At 71.1% G+C, this 20,005-nt stretch carries 20 protein-coding genes and 5 tRNA genes; 8 read left to right on the top strand and 17 right to left on the bottom strand.

The genetic code is table 11. The features are described from left to right. Positions 1–10 precede the first annotated feature (10 nt). From ACF1AL_RS30400 to ACF1AL_RS30390, 3 genes are all read right to left on the bottom strand, one after another. Positions 11–1,168, bottom strand: coding sequence for a D-alanine--D-alanine ligase family protein (locus ACF1AL_RS30400; RefSeq protein WP_391698261.1), 1,158 nt, complete (start codon positions 1,166–1,168; stop codon positions 11–13). A 208-nt stretch (positions 1,169–1,376) separates the two neighbouring features. Beyond that, positions 1,377–2,396 carry an NAD(P)H-dependent glycerol-3-phosphate dehydrogenase gene (locus ACF1AL_RS30395; protein ID WP_366837201.1) on the bottom strand — a complete coding sequence of 340 codons (1,020 nt, stop codon included), beginning with the start codon at positions 2,394–2,396 and terminating at the stop codon, positions 1,377–1,379. Then, on the bottom strand, positions 2,393–3,217 hold the full coding sequence (locus ACF1AL_RS30390) for a lysophospholipid acyltransferase family protein (protein WP_391819692.1): 825 nt from the start codon (positions 3,215–3,217) through the stop codon (positions 2,393–2,395). The genes ACF1AL_RS30395 and ACF1AL_RS30390 overlap by 4 nt, the downstream gene beginning before the upstream one ends. Before the next feature lie 158 nt (positions 3,218–3,375). On the opposite strand from ACF1AL_RS30390, the gene cofC reads away from it, so the two are divergent. Together cofC and ACF1AL_RS30380 are read left to right on the top strand one after the other, a co-directional pair. Then, positions 3,376–4,014, top strand: a complete 639-nt coding sequence (gene cofC, locus ACF1AL_RS30385) for a 2-phospho-L-lactate guanylyltransferase (RefSeq protein WP_391698255.1) — start codon at positions 3,376–3,378, stop codon at positions 4,012–4,014. 10 nt (positions 4,015–4,024) lie between these two features. Next, entirely contained in the window at positions 4,025–4,228 is a 204-nt protein-coding gene (locus ACF1AL_RS30380) for a hypothetical protein (protein WP_366837197.1), read from the top strand. 176 nt (positions 4,229–4,404) lie between these two features. Here ACF1AL_RS30380 and ACF1AL_RS30375 read toward each other — a convergent pair whose 3' ends face one another. The 4 genes from ACF1AL_RS30375 to leuC all read right to left on the bottom strand — a co-directional run bounded on the left by ACF1AL_RS30375 (position 4,405) and on the right by leuC (position 7,754). Further along, a complete protein-coding gene (locus ACF1AL_RS30375) occupies positions 4,405–5,079 on the bottom strand; it encodes an HU family DNA-binding protein (RefSeq protein ID WP_391828223.1) in 675 nt (224 codons plus the stop codon). A 137-nt stretch (positions 5,080–5,216) separates the two neighbouring features. Next, positions 5,217–5,447, bottom strand: a complete 231-nt coding sequence (locus ACF1AL_RS30370; RefSeq protein ID WP_366837195.1) for a hypothetical protein — start codon at positions 5,445–5,447, stop codon at positions 5,217–5,219. 274 nt (positions 5,448–5,721) lie between these two features. Further along, entirely contained in the window at positions 5,722–6,315 is a 594-nt protein-coding gene (leuD, locus tag ACF1AL_RS30365) for a 3-isopropylmalate dehydratase small subunit (protein WP_366837194.1), read from the bottom strand. A 5-nt stretch (positions 6,316–6,320) separates the two neighbouring features. After that, entirely contained in the window at positions 6,321–7,754 is a 1,434-nt protein-coding gene (gene leuC, locus ACF1AL_RS30360; RefSeq protein WP_366837193.1) for a 3-isopropylmalate dehydratase large subunit, read from the bottom strand. Positions 7,755–7,951: 197 nt separating this feature from the next. Between leuC and ndgR the strand changes: the two genes are divergently transcribed. Beyond that, a complete protein-coding gene (gene ndgR, locus ACF1AL_RS30355; protein WP_028425251.1) occupies positions 7,952–8,668 on the top strand; it encodes an IclR family transcriptional regulator NdgR in 717 nt (238 codons plus the stop codon). A 78-nt stretch (positions 8,669–8,746) separates the two neighbouring features. Here ndgR and ACF1AL_RS30350 read toward each other — a convergent pair whose 3' ends face one another. Continuing rightward, positions 8,747–9,271, bottom strand: a complete 525-nt coding sequence (locus ACF1AL_RS30350) for a DUF4188 domain-containing protein (RefSeq protein WP_391819691.1) — start codon at positions 9,269–9,271, stop codon at positions 8,747–8,749. A 79-nt stretch (positions 9,272–9,350) separates the two neighbouring features. Between ACF1AL_RS30350 and ACF1AL_RS30345 the strand changes: the two genes are divergently transcribed. Next, complete coding sequence (locus ACF1AL_RS30345; RefSeq protein WP_384213366.1) at positions 9,351–9,995, top strand: MerR family transcriptional regulator; 645 nt, start codon at positions 9,351–9,353, stop codon at positions 9,993–9,995. A gap of 53 nt (positions 9,996–10,048) precedes the next feature. Here the strand turns inward: ACF1AL_RS30345 and ACF1AL_RS30340 are convergent. From ACF1AL_RS30340 to ACF1AL_RS30300, 9 genes are all read right to left on the bottom strand, one after another. Continuing rightward, positions 10,049–10,121: transfer RNA gene (locus ACF1AL_RS30340), tRNA-Glu, on the bottom strand. Positions 10,122–10,165: 44 nt separating this feature from the next. After that, a tRNA-Gln gene (locus ACF1AL_RS30335) sits at positions 10,166–10,237 on the bottom strand. 21 nt (positions 10,238–10,258) lie between these two features. Continuing rightward, a tRNA-Glu gene (locus ACF1AL_RS30330) sits at positions 10,259–10,331 on the bottom strand. Positions 10,332–10,359: 28 nt separating this feature from the next. After that, positions 10,360–10,432: transfer RNA gene (locus tag ACF1AL_RS30325), tRNA-Glu, on the bottom strand. A gap of 21 nt (positions 10,433–10,453) precedes the next feature. Beyond that, positions 10,454–10,525 (bottom strand) — tRNA-Gln (locus tag ACF1AL_RS30320). A 91-nt stretch (positions 10,526–10,616) separates the two neighbouring features. Beyond that, positions 10,617–11,348 carry an HAD family hydrolase gene (locus ACF1AL_RS30315; protein ID WP_391828220.1) on the bottom strand — a complete coding sequence of 244 codons (732 nt, stop codon included), beginning with the start codon at positions 11,346–11,348 and terminating at the stop codon, positions 10,617–10,619. Positions 11,349–11,422: 74 nt separating this feature from the next. Continuing rightward, on the bottom strand, positions 11,423–12,907 hold the full coding sequence (gene gltX, locus ACF1AL_RS30310) for a glutamate--tRNA ligase (protein ID WP_391819687.1): 1,485 nt from the start codon (positions 12,905–12,907) through the stop codon (positions 11,423–11,425). Beyond that, complete coding sequence (locus ACF1AL_RS30305; protein ID WP_366837186.1) at positions 12,900–13,685, bottom strand: fumarylacetoacetate hydrolase family protein; 786 nt, start codon at positions 13,683–13,685, stop codon at positions 12,900–12,902. Before ACF1AL_RS30305 ends, gltX begins: the two co-directional genes overlap by 8 nt. Positions 13,686–13,827: 142 nt before the next feature. Continuing rightward, a complete protein-coding gene (locus ACF1AL_RS30300; protein WP_366837185.1) occupies positions 13,828–14,013 on the bottom strand; it encodes a hypothetical protein in 186 nt (61 codons plus the stop codon). Positions 14,014–14,625: 612 nt separating this feature from the next. Between ACF1AL_RS30300 and ACF1AL_RS30295 the strand changes: the two genes are divergently transcribed. From ACF1AL_RS30295 to ACF1AL_RS30280, 4 genes are all read left to right on the top strand, one after another. After that, positions 14,626–18,360, top strand: a complete 3,735-nt coding sequence (locus ACF1AL_RS30295) for a nitrate- and nitrite sensing domain-containing protein (RefSeq protein ID WP_391828218.1) — start codon at positions 14,626–14,628, stop codon at positions 18,358–18,360. A gap of 9 nt (positions 18,361–18,369) precedes the next feature. Further along, complete coding sequence (locus ACF1AL_RS30290; protein WP_037654657.1) at positions 18,370–18,783, top strand: roadblock/LC7 domain-containing protein; 414 nt, start codon at positions 18,370–18,372, stop codon at positions 18,781–18,783. Between the two features lie 111 nt (positions 18,784–18,894). Continuing rightward, positions 18,895–19,290 (top strand): DUF742 domain-containing protein, encoded by a 396-nt coding sequence (locus ACF1AL_RS30285; RefSeq protein ID WP_366837183.1) that lies wholly within the window; start codon positions 18,895–18,897, stop codon positions 19,288–19,290. Further along, positions 19,271–19,861, top strand: coding sequence for an ATP/GTP-binding protein (locus ACF1AL_RS30280; protein WP_366837182.1), 591 nt, complete (start codon positions 19,271–19,273; stop codon positions 19,859–19,861). The genes ACF1AL_RS30285 and ACF1AL_RS30280 overlap by 20 nt, the downstream gene beginning before the upstream one ends. Positions 19,862–20,005 lie beyond the last annotated feature (144 nt).

The raw sequence follows: 20,005 nt of genomic DNA, 5'->3' as shown, positions 1-20,005 counted from the left end.
CACCGGTGGGTCAGCGCAGGCCCGTGGACCGGCGCAGGGCCGCCTGGATGAGGCGGTCCACCAGCTCCGGGTAGGAGATGCCGGTCGCCTGCCACATCTGCGGGTACATCGAGATGGGCGTGAAGCCGGGCATCGTGTTGATCTCGTTGATGACGAACTCGCCGTCCTCGGTGAGGAAGAAGTCCGCGCGGACCAGCCCCTCGCAGGACGCCGCCTCGAAGGCGTCCACGGCGAGCCGGCGCACCTCGGCGGTCTGCTCCTCGGTCAGCGGCGCCGGGACGATGCCGGGCGTGGAGTCGATGTACTTGGCCTCGAAGTCGTAGTACGCGTGCGCGTCCGGCGGCGGGATCTCGGCCGGCACCGACGCGCGCGGCCCGTCCTCGAACTCCAGTACGCCGCACTCGATCTCACGGCCGCGCACCGCCGCCTCGACCAGGATCTTCGGGTCGTGGCGCTGGGCCTCGGCGATGGCCTCGTCCAGGCCGGACAGGTCGTCCACCTTGGTGATGCCGATCGAGGAACCGGCGCGGGCCGGCTTCACGAACAGCGGCCAGCCGTGCTCGCCGGCGAAGTCGACGATCTTCTTGCGGGCGGCGGAGGTGTCCCGCTCCCACTCGCGGGGCCGGATCACCACGTACGGGCCGACCGCGAGCCCGAAGGAGGTGAACACCCGCTTCATGTACTCCTTGTCCTGGCCGACGGCCGAGGCGAGCACGCCCGAGCCCACGTACGGCACCCCGGACAGCTCCAGCAGACCCTGCAGGGTGCCGTCCTCGCCGTACGGGCCGTGCAGCACCGGGAAGACCACGTCGACCTCGCCGAGCGCCTTGGGCACCGAGCCGGGCTCGCTGTAGACGACCTCGCGGCTGGCGGGGTCGACGGGGAGCACCACGCCGCCCTCGTTGGACTCGGCCAGCTCCTCGACGCTGGGCGTACGGCGGTCGGTGATCGCCATGCGCTCCGGCTCGTCGGCCGTGAGCGCCCACCGTCCGTCCTGGGTGATGCCGATCGGCAGGACGTCGTACTTCGTCCGGTCGACGGCCTTGAGGACGGCGCCGGCGGTGACCACGGAGATCCCGTGTTCGGAGCTGCGCCCGCCGAACACGACGGCCACGCGCGGCTTGCGAGGCGGCTGCTCAGGGCTCTGGGGGAGGTTCTCGGTGCTCATATCGCGATGAGAGTACCCGTTGGTAGAGCGGGGAGACAGCGCCCGGGCCGCGGCGTCGCTCAGCGTCGCACGGACGGTCGCTCAGTGTCGTGCCGAGCGGGGCACGCGGGGGCCGGCGGCCGGGCATCCCCACCGTTCGGCGGCTCGACGGCTCACGGCGCCGGCGGCTCAGGGCACCGGCGGCTCAGGGCACCGGCGGCCCGGTGGCTCAGCGCCGCTCCGGCTTGGCGCTGCGGGACATCAGTTCCTTGAGGGCGACCACCGGCGACTTGCCCTCGTGCACGATGGAGACGACCGTCTCGGTGATCGGCATGTCGACGCCGTGCCGCCGGGCCAGATCGAGCACCGACTCGCAGGACTTGACGCCCTCGGCGGTCTGCTTGGTGACCGCGATGGTCTCCTGCAGGGTCATGCCCTTGCCGAGGTTGGTGCCGAAGGTGTGGTTGCGGGACAGCGGCGAGGAGCAGGTGGCCACCAGGTCGCCGAGCCCGGCGAGTCCGGAGAAGGTCATGGGGTCGGCGCCCATCGCCAGGCCCAGCCGGGTGGTCTCGGCAAGGCCGCGCGTGATGAGGGAGCCCTTGGCGTTGTCGCCCAGCCCCATGCCGTCCGCGATGCCGACGGCGAGCCCGATGACGTTCTTGACCGCCCCGCCGAGTTCGCAGCCGACGACGTCGGTGTTGGTGTACGGCCGGAAGTACGGCGTGTGGCAGACGGCCTGGAGGCGCTGGGCGACCCCCTCGTCGGTGCAGGCGACGACGGCCGCGGCCGGCATGCGGGCGGCGATCTCACGGGCCAGGTTGGGCCCGGTGACCACGGCGACCCGCTCGGGGCCCACCTTGGCGACGTCCTCGATGACTTCGCTCATCCGCATGGTGGTCCCGAGCTCGACGCCCTTCATCAGGGACACCAGGACGGTGTGCGGGGCGAGCAGCGGGGTCCACTCGGCGAGGTTGGCGCGCAGCGTCTGGGAGGGCACCGACAGGACGGTGAAGTCGGCTCCGGCGGCGGCCTCGGCGGGGTCGGTGGTGGCGCGGACGTTCGCGGGCAGCTCCACGCCGGGCAGGTAGTCCGGGTTGGTGCGGGTGGAGTTGATCGCCTCGGCGACCTCGGGCCGGCGCGCCCACAGCACGACCTCGCACCCGGCGTCGGCGAGCACCATCGCGAAGGCGGTGCCCCACGAACCGGCGCTGAGGACGGCCGCCTTGACCGGCGTGACCGGCTTGCTCACTTGCCCTGCCCTTCTGCCTGCTTCCCCTGTGCCCCCGCCTCGGCCTGGGCCTGGGCCTGTGTCTGGGCCTGGGCCTTTGCCTGTGCCTGTGCCTGGGTGCGGCGGCGCTGCTCGATGCGCTCCCGGCGCGGGTCGTAGGGCGTGGCGGGCGCCTTCTCGCCGCGGATCTCCTCCAGCTGGCGGGTGATGGCGGCCATGATGGTCTCGGTGGCCTCCTTCAGCACGTCCGCGGTCATCTCCTTGCCGTAGTACGGGGAGAGGTCGACGGGCGGGCCGGCCAGCACGTGGTGCGTCTTGCGCGGGAAGAGGTTCGGCTTCTTCGCGTACGGGGGCAGCAGCTCGTTGCAGCCCCACTGGGCGATCGGGATCACCGGGCACTTGGTCTGCAGTGCCACGCGCGCGGCGCCCGTCTTGCCGGTCATGGGCCAGCCGTTGGGGTCGCGGGTGAGGGTGCCCTCGGGGTAGAAGGCGACGCACTCGCCGCGCTCCACGGCGTCGATCGCGGCGCGGAAGGCGCTCAGCGCGTCGGTGGACTCGCGGTAGACGGGGATCTGCCCGGTGCCGCGCATGGCGGCGCCGACGAAGCCCTTCTTGAACAGCCCGCTCTTGGCCAGGAATCGCGGGACCCGGCCGGTGTTGTACTGGTAGTGGGCGTACGCGAAGGGGTCGACGTGCGAATTGTGGTTCACCACGGTGATAAAGCCGCCGTCGGCCGGGATGTGCTCCATTCCGCGCCAGTCCCGCTTGAGCAGAAACACCAGCGGCGGTTTGCAGATCACCGCGGCGAAGCGGTACCAGAAGCCGATTCTGCGGCGGGGCACGCGGACACCTTCCTCTAGGGCTGCCACCGGGGGTCCGTGGGGGCCGCACAAGTGTCGCCCCAGGCCGCCGGTCTGTCGAGAACACCGTACGCCCCGCCGTCCGCGCCACGAGATGGCCCGGGGGACAATGTCCGCGACGAGAGAGGGACGGTACGCCGGTGCAGTGGACCTTGGTCATCCCCCTGAAGCCCCTGGCGCTGGCCAAGAGCAGGCTCGCGGACGCGGCCGGGGACGGACTGCGTCCGGGTCTCGCGCTGGCGTTCGCCCAGGACACGGTGGCCGCGGCGCTGGCCTCGCCCGCGGTGCGCGATGTGGCGGTCGTCACGGACGACGCGCTGGCCGGGCGGGAGCTGGCGGCACTCGGCGCGCGGATCGTCCCGGACGAACCGGGTGACGGCCTGAACGCGGCCCTGGTCCATGCCGCGGCGGTGGTGCGCTCGATGCGCCCGAAAAGCCCGGTGGCGGCGCTGAATGCCGATCTTCCCGCACTGCGTCCGGTGGAATTGACCCGCACTCTGGAAACGGCCTCGGCATTTCCGCGCGCATTTCTTCCGGATGCCGCGGGAATCGGCACGACGCTGCTTTCGGCCGCCCCGGGCCAGGCGCTGCGTCCGGCCTTCGGCCCCGACTCCCGCGCCCGTCACCGGGCCTCCGGCGCGGTGGAGCTGCCGCTCACGTCGGTCGACTCGGTACGCCAGGACGTCGACACCGGTGACGATCTGCGCGCCGCGCTCGCGCTGGGCGTGGGCCCCCGGACGGCCGCCGCGGCCGCGCGCCTGCTGATCCCCGGGCAGTAGGCTGGCGGCCATGCAGGCGACCGCATACACGTACGACCCGCAGACCCGCTCCGGTCAGGTCCTCCTCGACGACGGCACCCCCGTGCCCTTCGACGCCCCGGCCTTCGACGCGGGCGGCCTGCGCCTGCTGCGCCCCGGTCAGCGGGTCCGCATCGAGACGGAGGGCGAGGGCGAGGCCCGCCGGATCACGCTGGTCACGCTGCAGACCTTCTGAAAGGCGCCGAACACGCGGGCGGGGCGGGCCCGGACAGGCCGCCGCGTCCCACATCGGTCCCCCGACCAGGACACGCGGTCCACCCCGGTGAGCGGATCCGGTCCGGAACGCGCCGCGGGCCGGACTTCCGTGAGGGAGTCCGGCCCGGCGCGTGAGTAACCCGTACGCCTCGCCTCCTAGCGGGAGGAGGTGGTCTTCTTCGCGGCCGTCTTGCGCGCGGTCGACTTCTTGGCGGGGGCCTTCTTGGCGGTCGCCTTCTTCGCCGGGGCCTTCTTCGCCGTGGTCTTCTTGGCGGCGGCGGTGGTGGTCTTCTTCGCCGGGGTCGCCTTCTTGGTGGCCGCCGTGGTGGTCTTCTTGGCGGGCGCCTTCTTCGCCGTGGTCTTCTTGGCGGCGGCGGCGGTGGTCTTCTTCGCCGGGGTCGCCTTCTTCGCCGCCGCGGTCGTCTTCTTCGCGGCCGCCGCCGTCGTCTTCTTGGCCGCGGCCTTCTTGCCCGCGGACTTGGCGATGGTGGGCGGCGGGCCGGACAGGCTGCCCTTGGGCGCCTTCTTGACCGCGATGTCGTTCTTCGGGAGCTTCTTCGACCCGCTGACCAGGTCCTTGAAGCCCTGGCCCGCGCGGAAGCGCGGAACGGAGGTCTTCTTGACCCGAACCCGCTCGCCCGTCTGGGGGTTGCGGGCGTAGCGGGCCGGCCGGTCGACCTTCTCGAAGGAACCGAACCCGGTGACCGAGACCCGGTCGCCCCCGACGACCGCGCGGACGATGGCGTCCAGGACCGCGTCGACAGCATCGGCGGCCTGCTGGCGGCCACCCATCTTGTCGGCAATCGCTTCTACGAGCTGCGCCTTGTTCACGTCTTCCCCTTCGGAGACATCGCCAGAACGAAAGTGTTCAAGCTTTTTCGCACGTTAGGCAGATATATACCGCAAATCAAACACGAAACGGGCTTATCACCCTTGTGCCGCAACGAACTCGGCGATCGCGGATGTGTTCAGCGGTCCTCTTCGGGGATGCGCCCCGCGTCGAGGTCCGTCATGAACCGCTCCAGACGCCTTGTCGCACCGGCAAGATCGTGCTTGGCCGCGGCCGTAATGACCAGCAGCTTCCGGGTCAGCGCCATCCGTACGCCCTCCGGGACTTGCAGTGCGCGCACCCTGGCGTGCGCTTGTTTGAGTTGGTCCGCGACCGCCGCATAGAGCTCGAGTTGGCCGTCGTGTTCCATGCACAGATTGTGCCATCTGGGGCGAGTTGTCGCCCGCCCAGGGGGCAACTGCCGCCTCCGAAGGCCCTTCCGGCGCACCGCGAAGCCGCGTCCCGTCCTCTCGCGTACCCCGCCAACCACCCCCGTAACGTGGGAAGTTGAACCGTCCAGTACCGGCGGAAGGGGTCGCACGGGCCCGGACACGCCTGTACCCCCGATCGGGCTGATCGGGGGTACAGGAGGGGTGGTTCGGTGGCCGAAACCCGACCCTGGCGGGCCGGGCCGGTCCGTTGGTTCAGACCTGGAGGGTGCGCGGCTTGAACGACGGCCGCTTCGCCTCGTACGCGGCGATGTCCGCCTCGTTCTGCAGCGTGATGGAGATGTCGTCCAGGCCGTTCAGCAGCCGCCAGCGGGAGTTCTCGTCCAGCTCGAAGGAGGCGGTGATGCCCTCGGCGCGCACCTCACGCGCCTCAAGGTCCACGGTGACCTCAGCGGTGGGGTCCTTCTCCACCAGCTCCCACAGCGCGTCCACGACCTTCTGGTCCAGGACCACCGTGAGCAGGCCGTTCTTCAGCGAGTTGCCGCGGAAGATGTCGGCGAAGCGGGAGGAGATCACGGTCTTGAAGCCGTAGTTCTGCAGCGCCCACACCGCGTGCTCGCGGGACGAGCCGGTGCCGAAGTCGGGGCCGGCGACCAGGACGGTGGCGCCCTGCCGCTCGGGCCGGTTGAGCACGAACTCGGGGTCCTTGCGCCAGGCCTCGAACAGCCCGTCCTCGAACCCGTCGCGGGTGACCTTCTTCAGCCAGTGGGCCGGGATGATCTGGTCGGTGTCGACGTTGCTGCGGCGCAGCGGGACGGCCCGGCCGGTGTGCGTGGTGAAAGCTTCCATGATCCTCAGACTCCAGCGGGCGTACGGGTCTCGGCGGCGTCGGTCAGGTCGGCGGGCGAGGCCAGGTGACCCAGGACGGCGGTCGCGGCCGCGACCTGCGGCGACACCAGGTGGGTACGGCCGCCCTTGCCCTGCCGGCCCTCGAAGTTGCGGTTGGAGGTGGAGGCGGAGCGCTCGCCCGGGGCCAGCTGGTCCGGGTTCATGCCGAGGCACATGGAGCAGCCCGCGTGCCGCCATTCGGCGCCGGCCTCCTTGAAGACCACGTCCAGGCCCTCGGAGACGGCCTGCAGACCCACCCGCGCCGAGCCCGGGACGACCAGCATCCGTACGCCGTCGGCGACTTTGCGGCCGCGCAGCAGGTCGGCGGCGGCGCGCAGGTCCTCGATGCGGCCGTTGGTGCAGGAGCCTACGAAGACGGTGTCCACCTTGATGGAGCGCAGCGGCTGGCCGGCCTCCAACCCCATGTACTCCAGGGCCTTTTCGGCGGCGAGGCGCTCCGAAGGGTCTTCGTACGAAGCCGGGTCGGGGACGGACGACGAAAGCGGCGCACCCTGGCCGGGGTTGGTGCCCCAGGTGACGAACGGGGACAGCTCGGCGGCGTCGATGACGACCTCGGCGTCGAAGACGGCGTCGTCGTCGGTCCGGAGCGTCTTCCAGTACTCCACCGCGGCGTCCCAGTCGGCGCCCTCGGGGGCGTGCGGACGGCCCTTGAGGTAGGCGAAGGTGGTCTCGTCGGGGGCGATCATGCCCGCGCGGGCACCGGCCTCGATCGACATGTTGCAGATGGTCATCCGGGCCTCCATCGAGAGCTTCTCGATGGCGGAGCCGCGGTACTCCAGGATGTAGCCCTGGCCGCCGCCGGTGCCGATCTTCGCGATGATCGCCAGGATGAGGTCCTTGGCGGTGACGCCCTCGGGCAGCTCGCCGTCGACGGTGATCGCCATCGTCTTGGGGCGGGCCAGGGGCAGCGTCTGGGTGGCCAGCACGTGCTCGACCTGGGAGGTGCCGATGCCGAACGCCAGCGCGCCGAAGGCACCGTGCGTGGAGGTGTGGGAGTCACCGCAGACCACGGTGGTGCCCGGCTGGGTCAGGCCGAGCTGGGGGCCGACGACGTGCACGACGCCCTGCTCGACGTCGCCCAGCGGGTGCAGGCGCACGCCGAACTCGGCGCAGTTCTTGCGCAGGGTCTCCAGCTGGGCGCGGGAGACCGGGTCCGCGATGGGCTTGTCGATGTCGAGGGTGGGGGTGTTGTGGTCCTCGGTGGCGATGGTCAGGTCGAGCCGGCGCACCTGGCGGCCGCTCTTGCGGAGGCCGTCGAAGGCCTGCGGGCTGGTCACCTCGTGCAGCAGGTGCAGATCGATGAAGAGGAGGTCGGGCTCGCCCTCGGCGCGCCGGACGACGTGGTCGTCCCAGACCTTCTCCGCGAGTGTCCTACCCATCGCTTTCCCTCCGGCCGGCAAGCGTCCACCGGCCCAACTAGAGATCTTGAGGAGGCGTTGCCCGCGCCCCTGCGTCCGGACAACGGCCACCAGGCCCGTTGATCCGCGGGCCGCTTTCGCCTTCGTGACATCCAGAGTGGCGGGTTCCGGAGAAAATTGAACTTGCGTTTCACAGAGTGAGACGCGAGTATCGTTGCATGGACAACAGTAGCGGCGTCGGCGTTCTGGACAAGGCGGCCCTCGTCCTGAGCGCTCTGGAGTCCGGTCCGGCCACCCTCGCGGGTCTGGTCGCGGCCACCGGACTGGCTCGACCCACGGCTCACCGCCTGGCCGTGGCACTGGAACACCACCGCATGGTGGCGCGTGACATGCAGGGACGTTTCATTCTCGGCCCTCGGCTGGCGGAACTGGCCGCCGCCGCGGGTGAGGACCGTCTCCTCGCCACCGCCGGCCCGGTGCTCACGCACCTGCGGGACGTCACGGGCGAGAGCGCGCAGCTCTACCGCCGCCAGGGCGACATGCGCATCTGCGTCGCCGCGGCGGAGCGCCTGTCCGGACTGCGGGACACGGTCCCGGTGGGTTCCACGCTCACCATGAAGGCGGGCTCGTCCGCACAGGTCCTGATGGCCTGGGAGGAGCCCGAGCGCCTGCACCGCGGCCTGCAGGGCGCCCGCTTCACGGCGACGGCCCTCTCCGGCGTACGGCGCCGCGGCTGGGCCCAGTCCATCGGTGAGCGCGAGCCGGGCGTCGCGTCCGTCTCCGCGCCCGTGCGCGGCCCCTCCAACCGTGTCGTGGCCGCGGTGTCCGTCTCCGGCCCCATCGAGCGCCTCACGCGCCACCCGGGCCGTATGCACGCCCAGGCGGTCATCGACGCCGCCGCCCGCCTCTCGGAGGCCCTGCGCCGCTCCGGCTGAGCGGCGCTCGAACGCCGACGGGACAGGGACCGCCTCAACGCCGCGGCGGACCCTGTCCCTTTTCTCGCGCCCGGGCGCTCAGTCGGCCCGGGCCGCCGGAGACTTTCCCGACCGGTGCGCGAACCGGTCCGACGCGCGCCGTCCGCGCCGCTCGAGCGGCAGCTGCCCGTGCGCGGCCGCGAGCCCGAAGGCGGGCATGTCGGCGTAGATGGACTCGTACGACCCCTCGGGCACGATGTACGCCTCGTGCCACAGCCCCACGTGCCCGCGCACCTTGCCGGCCTTCTCCGCGCGGTTGATCAGGGCCCACATCGGCTGGTGCTGCGCCGCCGGGTCGTGCGCGTAGGCGTAGAGCTTCTCCTTGGACTCCCAGTACTGGACGACGTAGTACGACCGCGGGGACGCCGTCAGCAGCACGTGCCCCAGCAGCCCCTTCTCACGGTCCTTGCCCAGCTCGCGCAGCATGCGCGGCATCGCCAGGAACACCGGCAGCCACTGGTGCACCGCCCAGAAGTGGTTGATGCGCATGCCGATCAGCAGGACGACGACGTCCCCCTCGGCACCCGCGGTGGTACGACCGGCGGTGATCCGCTTTGCGAACATGCATCCCCCTGTCGGTGAGCGGCGCTATCCAAGAGCGCCATGCTTGGATAGTGCCGTTGTCCAAGGGAGGGCGCAAGGGATGCGGCTGGCGGAACTGAGCGAGCGCAGCGGGGTGTCCACCGCGACGATCAAGTACTACCTGCGGGAAGGTCTGCTGCCGCCGGGCCGGCAGATCAACGCCACGACGGCCGAGTACGGCGAGGAGCACCTGCGCCGGCTGCGGCTGGTGCGCGCGATGATCCAGGTGGGCAAGATCCCGGTGGCCACGGTCCGCGAGGTGCTGGGTCACGTCGACGACTACGCCCTGGGCCGCACGATCCGCCTGGGCGCGGCCCTGTGGGCGCTGCCGCAGGTGCCGGAGCCGGACGAGGACGACGCGTTCGTGCAGGCGGCGCACCGGGAGGTGGACGAGCTGCTGGACCGGCTGGGCTGGACGAACGCGAAGCTGCTGACCACGATCTCCCCCGCGTACCGCTCCCTGGTGGTGGCGGTGGCCGCGTTCCGCCGGCTCGGCTACGACTGGGGGTTCGAACTGCTGCTGTCGTACGCGCGGTTGATGCACGAGGTGGCCCGGCTCGACCTCGACTTCGTGGAGACGCACCCCTCGGAGGCGGAGAAGGTGGAGACGGCCGTGCTGGGCTCGGTGCTGACCGAGCCGATGCTGCAGGCGCTGCGCCGGCTGGCCCAGGAGGAGGAGTCGGGGCGCCGCTACGGCTTCGAGTAGCCCCCGGGTACGGCGAAGGCCCCCCCACCGAGGTGGAGGGCCTTCCCTGTGCGTACCCCCGACCGGATTCGAACCGGCGCTACCGCCTTGAGAGGGCGGCGTGCTAGGCCGCTACACAACGGGGGCGTGGACACTGCAGGCGTTCAATACTGCACCGCCGCAGGTCCGAGCTGGTCTACCTGGACTCGAACCAAGACTAACTGAACCAGAATCAGTCGTGCTGCCAATTACACCATAGACCAATGATGGTTTAGACCAGTCAGTACCCCCGACCGGATTCGAACCGGCGCTACCGCCTTGAGAGGGCGGCGTGCTAGGCCGCTACACAACGGGGGCCCTAGCGATCCCGACGGATCAGGATCAGTACCCCCGACCGGATTCGAACCGGCGCTACTGCCTTGAGAGGGCAGCGTGCTAGGCCGCTACACAACGGGGGCTTTGCAGATAAGCTCTGCGAGCTGGCCTACCTGGACTCGAACCAAGACTAACTGAACCAGAATCAGTCGTGCTGCCAATTACACCATAGGCCACTGGAACTCAAGCCCCTGCGGGGATCTCGTTCTAGTCTGCTCCTCCGGGTCCCGGCCTTTCGGCCCGCTCCCCGGCGGCGCAGGAAGAACATTACCTGAAGGTCGACCGGGCTCCAAAACGGGTATCCGCGCCGAGCACCGCCGGGAGTTCGGCGAGGCTCGCGATCCGGCGCGGGCCCCGGGGCGCGTCACGGACGGTGCACACCCCGGCACGGTCGATCCACACCGACAGCAGGCCCGCCTCGGCGGCGCCCCGGCCGTCGATCTCCGGGTGGTCGCCGACGTAGGCCACCTCGCCCGGAGGCAGGCCGAGCGCCGTGCAGGCGGCGTGGAACGCGGCCGCCTCGGGCTTGGAGACGCCCAGCTCGGCCGCGCACAGGATGGTCTCGAAGCGGTCGTGCACGCCGAGGACGCGCAGCTTGCGGTCCTGGACGGTGAGGCTGGAGTTCGACAGCACCGCGTGCCGGTAGCCGGCGGTAAGGGCGTCCAGGGCGGGCAGGACGTCCGGGAAGAGGGCCCAGGCGGCCTCGTAGTGCCCGACGTAGCGCCGGAACCACTCGTCGGCCTCGGCGTCGCTCAGCTCGGCCGCCAGGAACGTGCGGACGCGGTCGCGGCGCTGGCCCTCGAAGGTCGTCTCCCCCGCCGCGAACCGCCCCCAGTGCAGCTCGGTGGCCTCCTTCCAGCGGGCGAGCGCCCGCTCGGCCGTGCCGAAGGCGCCGAGCAGCCCCTCGGCCAGCAGATGCGCCCGCATCCCCGCCCGGTCGGCGCTCGTGTAGTCGAAGAGCGTGTCGTCGACGTCCCAGACCACGGCTCGGATCCTCATGGAACCGACGGTAGCCAACGCGAAGGGGCGGCATCCGGGACTTCCCGGATGCCGCCCCTCGGGGCACTCGGCGCTTACGCCGTGAGCTTGGCCAGGGCCGCGTCGACGCGGGCGAGGGACTTCTCCTTGCCCAGCACCTGAAGGGACTCGAACAGCGGCAGGCCGACCGTGCGGCCGGTGACCGCCACACGGACCGGGGCCTGGGCCTTGCCGAGCTTGAGGCCGTGGGCCTCACCGGCGGCCAGGACGGCCTCCTTCAGCGCCTCCGGGGAGGTCCAGTCCGCGCCTTCCAGCTTCTCGCGGGCCGTGCGCAGCAGGGCGTCCGAGCCCTCCTTCATCGCCTTGGTCCAGGACGCCTCGTCGAAGACCGGTTCGGGCAGGAACAGGAAGTCGACGTTGTCGGTGATCTCGGACAGGACCTTCACACGGGTCTGCGCGTGCGGGGCGATCTCCTGCCACTTGGCCTCGTCGAAGTCCTCCGGCGCCCAGGGGGCGAACGGGGCCTTCAGCCACGGGCGGCAGCGCTCGGTGAAGTCCTTCACGTCCAGCATGCGGATGTGGTCGGCGTTGATCGCCTCGCACTTCTTCAGGTCGAAGCGCGCCGGGTTGGGGTTGACGTCGGCGATGTCGAAGGCGGCGACCATCTCCTCGACGGAGAAGATGTCCTGGTCGGCGGAGAGCGACCAGCCCAGCAGGGACAGGTAGTTGAGCAGGCCCTCGGGCAGGAAGCCCTGCTCGCGGTAGAGGTTCAGGCTCGACTGCGGGTCGCGCTTGGAGAGCTTCTTGTTGCCCTCGCCCATCACGTACGGCAGGTGCCCGAAGGAGGGGATCTCCTTGGCGACGCCCAGCTCGATCAGCGCCTTGTACAGCGCGATCTGGCGCGGGGTGGAGGAGAGCAGGTCCTCGCCGCGCAGGACGTGGGTGATCTCCATCAGGGCGTCGTCGACCGGGTTGACCAGCGTGTACAGCGGGGCGCCGTTGGCGCGGACGATGCCGTAGTCCGGCACGTTCTCCGGGGTGAAGGTCAGCTCGCCGCGGACCAGGTCGGTGAAGGTGATCGTCTCGTCCGGCATGCGGAAGCGCACGATCGGCTCGCGGCCCTGCGCCTGGTACTGCTCCACCTGCTCGGCGCTCAGGTCGCGGCAGTGGCCGTCGTAGCCGGAGGGCTTGCCGGCGGCGCGGGCCGCCTCGCGGCGGGTGTCCAGCTCCTCCTGGGAGCAGTAGCAGTGGTAGGCGTGGCCGGCGTCCAGCAGCTTCCGCGCGACGTCCTTGTAGAGGTCCATGCGCTGCGACTGGCGGTACGGCGCGTGCGGGCCGCCGACCTCGGGGCCCTCGTCCCAGTCGAAGCCCAGCCAGCGCATCGCGTCGAGCAGCTGGTGGTACGACTCCTCGGAGTCGCGGGCCGCGTCGGTGTCCTCGATACGGAAGACCAGGGTGCCCTGGTGGTGCCGGGCGAACGCCCAGTTGAACAGGGCGGTGCGGACCAGGCCCACGTGGGGGTTACCGGTGGGCGAGGGGCAGAAACGGACGCGTACGGGGGAGCCGGGTGCGCTAGCCACGCTTGACAACCTTGTTGGTGAGAGTGCCGATGCCTTCGATGGTGACGGCGACCTCGTCGCCGACGTTCAGGGGGCCGACCCCTGCCGGGGTGCCGGTGAGGATGACGTCGCCGGGCAGCAGCGTCATGGCCTCGGAGATGTTGACGATCAGGTCGGCGATCGAGTGGATCATCTCGCTGGTACGGCCCAGCTGCCGCTGCTCGCCGTTGACCGTGAGCTGGATCGTCAGGTCGGACGCGGTCGCGAGGTCCAGGTCCGTCTCGACCCACGGGCCGAGCGGGCAGGCGGTGTCGAAGCCCTTGGCCCGGGCCCACTGCTTCTCCCGCTTCTGCACGTCACGGGCGGTGACGTCGATCGCGCAGGTGTAGCCGAAGATCACGTCGGCCACGCGCTCGCGGGGGACCTCGCGGCACATGCGGCCGATGACGACGGCCAGCTCGGCCTCGTGCTGCAGGTCCTCGGTGAAGGGCGGGTACTGGATGGCGTCGCCGGGGCCGATCACCGAGGTGGACGGCTTGAAGAAGGCGAACGGCGCGTCCGGCACCTCGTTGCCCAGCTCGCGGGCGTGCTCGGCGTAGTTGCGGCCGAAGGCGACGACCTTGTTGGGCAGGACGGGGGGCAGCAGCCGCACCTTGCTCAGCGGCACCTTGGTGCCGGAGAGCTCGAAGTCCGCGAACGGGATGCCCTTGATGATGTCGAGGACGAGCTCGTCCGGCTTGTCGCCTTCGACCGCGCCGAAGGCGACGTTCCCGTCGATGGAGAACCTGGCGATGCGCACGGGATCCTTGCGCCCCTTAACTTGTCACTGAGCTGGCTGGAGTCTGACGCTCCAGGCTAACGCGGTGGGCAGGCCCGGGCCGCGCACGACGAAGGGCGCCCGCTCGGTGCGGGCGCCCTTCGTACCGTGTGCGGCGGTGCACTCACTGGGCGGCGGAGGCCACCGGGGCGTCCATGAGGACCGTGCGCCGGGGGTTCGCCGTCTGCGCCGGGAGCTCGACGGAGTGGTCCGGCTGCTGGGGGACCTGGAGGTCGTCGGTGTCCTTCAGGTGGGCCAGCGTCGTGCGTCGCGGGTTGGCGAGCGGGCGGAACATCATCGTCGTCTTCACGGTTAACAAGACCTGTTCGTCTCGGGGCGCTGGTCGGGGGCAAACCTACCCCACGCACGCGCGGATTGTCAGAACGTCACCTGTTGTCAAGCGCCAGGCCAAACGTGCGCATTCCCGTCGAAGACGTGAAGACCACATGAGTCCCGTGTGAGTTTGCTCACGAATTGACGCTCAAATCGGTCAATTCCGACCCGCTCCTCAACCCAGCGAAACGGACATTGGACCCCTGAAGCCATCATTCCGCTCCTGATCATGGCGACTGGGACACCAGCCCCGCTCCAGCGACTCGCTCGGATACGCCCGATTCGTACGGGAACTCCTTCCACGCCTGGTAACCCGGCCCTCACAAGCTGTCACGGAGGTCACACACTGACCCACGAACCTTGTTGGAGATCCTGCACTGTGCTGGAATGCCACGGACCGCCGCAGGATCGAGCCGGCGCACAGGGGGCGCGAAGCAGCGTCGCTCCCGACAAGGTGAGCGGCGAGAAGGGGGAGTCCAGCGCCGGTCACTCACGACCACCCGGGAGACGTATTCAGGGCGCCTCCCAAGACGCCGACACCGCCCTTCCGTTACTGCGGAGGGCGCCTGGTCCAGAGGTTGCGACGCTAGTGCAGGGACGTTTCAAGAGGGATGGCAGCGCTTCGGCGGAGCCGGAGCCGCACGGCGGGACTGGCCCCATGGCCGTCAGCTCCTCGCCCCAGCACGCCCAGAACCAGGGCCAGGCCGCCCCGTCCGGCGACGGCGGCGAGCGCCCCGGGCGTCCGGGTGTGACCGTGTCCGCCCCCACCCCGGCCACCCCCAAGATCAAGCCGCCGCAGGGCCCCTCCGGCCCCGGCACGCGAATAGCCCTGCGCAACTGGCGCATCTCGACGCGTCTGGTGTCCCTGCTCGCGCTCCCCGTGGTCGCCGCGACCACCCTGGGTGCCCTGCGCATCAGCGACTCCATGGACAGCATCCAGCAGCTCGAGAACATGAAGCTGCTGACCGAGATGACCAAGCAGGCCACCGAGCTGGCCGCGGCGCTCCAGGAGGAGCGCGACGAGTCCGCCGGCCCGCTGGCCCACGGCTCCAAGGCCGAGGACCCCACCGTCAAGGGGCTGCGGGACAAGACCGACCGGGCCAAGGCGAACTTCATCGACGCCTCGGAGCAGGTCGAGGACGGTGACCTGCAGGGCGTCCGCGAGAGCGTCGTCGCCATCGCCCGCGACCTGAACACCCTGAGCAGGATCCGCCAGGAGGCCTACACGGCCACCGACAACTCCTCGCAGACGGTCGAGGCCTACCACCGTCTGATCACCCACCTGCTGGGCCTCTCCCAGGACATGGCCGAGGCCACCAGCAACCCGGAGATGATCCAGCGCACCCGCGCGCTGGCCGCGTTCTCCTCCGCCAAGGAGTACGCCTCCATGCAGCGCGCGGTCATCGCGGCCGCCCTGCCCGCCAGCAACACCACCTACGGCGACCTCTCGCCGAACGACCGCAACTACGCCGAGTCGGCGCTGGACGGCCAGAAGTCGGAACTGAGCACCTTCCGCAGCATCTACGGCGACAAGAACGCCGAGGAACTGCTCAAGCCCATCGAAGAGGGCAACCCGATCATCCAGGAGGCCGACCTCTACGCCAACCGCGCGGTCCAGGACATCGGCGGACTGAAGAAGCTGGACAAGCGGTCCTACAAGGACTGGCTGGACGACAGCGGCACCAAGATCCAGCAGATGTCGAACATCGAGCTGACGCTGCTCAGCGAGATGGAGCAGAAGGCCCGCGAGCTGCGCAACGACTCCGAGCGCGAGGCGATCATCTCGGGTGCGCTGATCCTGCTCGTCCTCGGTGTCTCCCTGGTCGGCGCCTTCGTCGTGGCCCGCTCCATGATCCGCTCGCTGCGCCGCCTGCAGGAGACCGCGACCAAGGTCGCCCAGGAACGCCTGCCCGAGCTGGTCAAGCAGCTCTCCGAGTCCGACCCGCAGGACGTCGACACCTCCGTCGAGTCCGTCGGTGTGCACTCCCGGGACGAGATCGGCCAGGTGGCCGCGGCCTTCGACGACGTGCACCGCGAGGCGGTCCGCCTCGCCGCCGAGCAGGCCCTGCTGCGGGGCAACGTCAACGCGATGTTCACCAACCTCTCGCGTCGCTCCCAGGGCCTCATCCAGCGTCAGCTCTCGCTCATCTCCGAGCTGGAGTCCCGCGAGGCCGACCCGGACCAGCTGTCCTCGCTGTTCAAGCTCGACCACCTCGCGACGCGTATGCGCCGTAACGGTGAGAACCTCCTCGTCCTCGCCGGTGAGGAGCCCGGCCGGCGCTGGACCCGCCCGGTCCCGCTGGTCGACGTGCTGCGCGCCGCCGCGTCCGAGGTGGAGCAGTACGAGCGCATCGAGCTGGCCGCCGTGCCGACCACCGAAGTGGCCGGCCGCGTGGTCAACGACCTCGTGCACCTGCTCGCCGAGCTGCTGGAGAACGCGACCTCGTTCTCCTCGCCGCAGACCAAGGTCAAGGTCACCGGTCACGCGCTGCCCGACGGCCGCGTGCTGATCGAGATCCACGACACCGGCATCGGCCTCTCCCCCGAGGACCTCGCCGCGATCAACGAGCGGCTCGCCTCGCCGCCCACCGTGGACGTCTCCGTCTCCCGCCGCATGGGTCTGTTCGTGGTCGGCCGCCTCTCGCAGCGCCACGGCATCCGCATCCAGCTGCGCCCGTCCGATTCCGGCGGTACGACCGCGCTGGTCATGCTGCCGGTCGACGTCGCGCAGGGCGGCAAGAAGCCGCAGCCGCCGAAGCCCGGCCAGGGCGGCACCGGTGGCCCGGCCGCCGCGGCCGCCGCCGCGGGTGCGGCCGCCGCGCGCCGTCAGGCCGCCGCCGGCAACGGCGGTGCGCTCGGCGGCGGTGCCTTCGGCGCCTCCCCGTCCGGCGCCGGCAACGGCGGTCCGCTGGGCGCCGGTCCGGGCCCGCGTGCCGCGCTGCCCGACCGGGACGGCTCCCGCCCGGGTGCGCCGGCCGGCGCGCGCGGACCGCAGCAGGGCCGTCCGGCCCCGTCCGGCACGGGTGCCCCCTTCGGTCAGCCGGCCGCGCCGCAGGGCCTGCAGTCCACCGGCGCGGGCGCGCAGAACCAGGACGCCTTCGGCGCTCCGCGCGGCCCGGTGCCGTCGCAGCGCCCCGCCGACGAGGCGGGCGAGCAGAGCGGGCGGCGCGGTCGCCGGCCGCAGCTGCCGCCGCGCGGCGGTCCCCGGGCCGAGCTGCCCGGCGGTGCCGCGCAGCAGCCGCGCACGCCCAGCTGGAGCGACCGCGGTGCCGAGCCGCCGGTGCCGCGTGCCTCGCTGGACACGCCGCGCGGTCACGAGGAGCCGGAGGGCGCGCAGACCTCGCACCTGCCGCGGGTGGACGACCGGCAGGGTCCCGGTGCGACCGCCGAGATGCCGGTGGTCGGCCGCGACGACGCGCAGGGCCCCGGCGGTGCCTCCGACTTCGGCCGCCCGGAGTTCGGCGCGCCGCGTCCGAACGCCCCGCAGTCGGGCGACCAGTTCGTCCGCTCCGACGTCTTCGGTACGCCGGGCGGCCGCGACTCCGGTCCCGCCACGGGCCGCTTCCCGGCCCCGCAGGCGTACGACAACGGCTCGACGGGTCAGTTCCCGGCGCCGCAGCACGACGGGTCCACCGGGCAGTTCCCGGCGCCGCAGCAGGACGGTTCCACCACGGGCCGGCACGCGCTGCCGGCGCGCCAGGAGCCGGCGGCCGGCGGCGGGTTCGACCAGCCGCAGGCGGGCGGTTACGGCTACCCGCAGCCGCAGGCCCCGCAGCAGCGTCCCGCGCACCCCGACCAGCAGCCCCCGCGGCAGCGGCCGGTGCGGCGCGAGCCGGAGGCGCTGCCGCCGGCCAGCGGTCCCGGTGACGGCCGTACCCCGCTGTACGACACGCTGGAGACCAACTGGTTCCGCGGCGGTCGTGGCGAGGACGAGCAGCAGCAGGGCGGTGCCCAGGCTCCGCAGCAGCAGCCGCAGCAACCGCAGCAGCAGGCCCCCGCTCCGGCGGCCCCGCAGCAGCGCCCGGCCCAGAGCGGCTGGCGCAGCTCCCCGAACGACGAACTCGTCCGGCAGGCGGAGCGGGTGCGCCAGCCCGCCTCGGGTGGTGTCACCACCTCCGGTCTGCCGCGCCGCGTGCCCCGGGCGAACCTCGTGCCGGGCACGGCTCAGCAACAGCAGCACCAGTCCGGTCCGCAGGTCTCGCGTGCGCCGCAGGACGTACGCGGACGGCTGACCAATCTCCGTCGGGGCATCGCTCAGGGCCGTCAGGCCGGCAGCGGCCAGACCGGCAGCTTCCCGAGCCCCACTCACCAGCAGGAGCGTTAGTTGAGCCAGATGAGCCAGGCGGCACAGAATCTCAACTGGTTGATCACCAACTTCGTGGACAACACCCCCGGGGTGTCCCACACCGTCGTCGTGTCCGCGGACGGCCTGCTGCTGGCGATGTCGGAGGGCTTTCCGCGCGACCGCGCCGACCAGCTGGCGGCCGTCGCCTCCGGGCTCACCTCGCTGACGGCCGGGGCCTCCCGGATCTTCGAGGGCGGCACCGTGGCACAGACGGTCGTGGAGATGGAGCGCGGCTTTCTGTTCCTGATGTCCATCTCGGACGGCTCGTCGCTGGCCGTGCTCGCGCACCCGGAGTGCGACATCGGCCTCGTCGGCTACGAGATGGCGCTCCTGGTGGACCGCGCGGGTGCGGTGCTCACGCCCGACCTGCGCGCCGAGCTCCAGGGAAGTCTGCTCCACTGACCGGCTAGTGATCCATACGCGTCACCAAAAAACCGTCCGGCCGCCACAATCCCCCCACCGGCCCCGTCAGACGGCCAGCCTGACCGACTTGCTGTCCCGCCCGGAGGATTCATGACCCCGCCCACCGCCCATCATGATCCGTACGCCGAGTCGTACGAGGAAGAGGGCGACCAGCCGCTGGTCAGGCCGTACGCCATGACCGGCGGCCGGACCCGGCCGCGCTACCAGCTCGCCATCGAGGCGCTGATCAGCACCACGGCCGACCCGGCTGCGCTCATGGGGCTGCTCCCGGAGCACCAGCGCATCTGCCATCTGTGCCGTGAGGTGAAGTCGGTCGCGGAGGTCTCCGCGCTGCTCAACATGCCGCTGGGCGTGGCCCGCATCCTCGTCGCGGACCTCGCCGAGGCCGGTCTCGTCGCGATTCACCAGCCGGGCGGCGACGAGGCCACCGGTGCTCCGGACGTGACGCTGCTCGAAAGGGTGCTCAGTGGACTTCGCAAGCTCTAGCGGCGGGGCGACGGCCGCCGGCCGCTCGACCACCTCGGCCAAGATCGTGGTGGCGGGCGGTTTCGGCGTGGGCAAGACCACGTTCGTCGGCGCCGTCTCGGAGATCAACCCGCTGCGCACGGAGGCCGTCATGACGTCCGCATCCGCGGGCATCGACGACCTCACCCACACCGGAGACAAGACCACCACCACGGTGGCCATGGACTTCGGCCGAATCACCCTGGACCAGGACCTGATCCTCTACCTGTTCGGCACCCCCGGACAGGACCGCTTCTGGTTCATGTGGGACGACCTGGTGCGCGGCGCCATCGGCGCGGTCGTGCTGGTCGACACCCGGCGCCTGGCCGACTGCTTCCCCGCGGTCGACTACTTCGAGAACAGCGGCCTGCCCTTCGTGGTCGCGCTCAACGGCTTCGACGGCCAGCAGCCGTACCAGCCGGAGGAGGTGCGCGAGGCACTGCAGATCGGCCCCGACACCCCGATCATCACCACCGACGCCCGCCACCGCGCCGACGCCAAGTCGGCGCTCATCACCCTGGTCGAGCACGCGCTGATGGCCCGCCTGCGCTAGCGGGAGCGCCGTGCACAACGGCGCTGGTACTCAAGTCGGAACGGCGATACGGCAGTTGCCGTAGGGCCCTTCGGAGCCGGCTGTGGCCTTTGACACGGCCGGCTCCGGTGTTCATAACAGTTCGGCAGAGGAATCGTGGAGGAC

Source organism: Streptomyces sp. NPDC014801, from assembly GCF_043082085.1.
Taxonomy (GTDB): Bacteria; Actinomycetota; Actinomycetes; order Streptomycetales; family Streptomycetaceae; genus Streptomyces.
Note: the sequence above shows the minus strand (reverse complement) of the source record. Positions and strands in the feature narration are given on the sequence as shown.

Coding starts and splice junctions, on each gene's coding strand:
- ACF1AL_RS30350 (WP_391819691.1), bottom strand. CDS start 9,271: ATGTTCGCAAAGCGGATCACCGCCGGTCGTACCACCGCGGGTGCCGAG.
- leuD (WP_366837194.1), bottom strand. CDS start 6,315: ATGGAAGCTTTCACCACGCACACCGGCCGGGCCGTCCCGCTGCGCCGC.
- ACF1AL_RS30315 (WP_391828220.1), bottom strand. CDS start 11,348: ATGAGGATCCGAGCCGTGGTCTGGGACGTCGACGACACGCTCTTCGAC.
- ACF1AL_RS30400 (WP_391698261.1), bottom strand. CDS start 1,168: ATGAGCACCGAGAACCTCCCCCAGAGCCCTGAGCAGCCGCCTCGCAAG.
- leuC (WP_366837193.1), bottom strand. CDS start 7,754: ATGGGTAGGACACTCGCGGAGAAGGTCTGGGACGACCACGTCGTCCGG.
- ndgR (WP_028425251.1), top strand. CDS start 7,952: ATGGACAACAGTAGCGGCGTCGGCGTTCTGGACAAGGCGGCCCTCGTC.
- ACF1AL_RS30345 (WP_384213366.1), top strand. CDS start 9,351: ATGCGGCTGGCGGAACTGAGCGAGCGCAGCGGGGTGTCCACCGCGACG.
- ACF1AL_RS30285 (WP_366837183.1), top strand. CDS start 18,895: ATGACCCCGCCCACCGCCCATCATGATCCGTACGCCGAGTCGTACGAG.
- ACF1AL_RS30380 (WP_366837197.1), top strand. CDS start 4,025: ATGCAGGCGACCGCATACACGTACGACCCGCAGACCCGCTCCGGTCAG.
- ACF1AL_RS30370 (WP_366837195.1), bottom strand. CDS start 5,447: ATGGAACACGACGGCCAACTCGAGCTCTATGCGGCGGTCGCGGACCAA.
- ACF1AL_RS30290 (WP_037654657.1), top strand. CDS start 18,370: ATGAGCCAGGCGGCACAGAATCTCAACTGGTTGATCACCAACTTCGTG.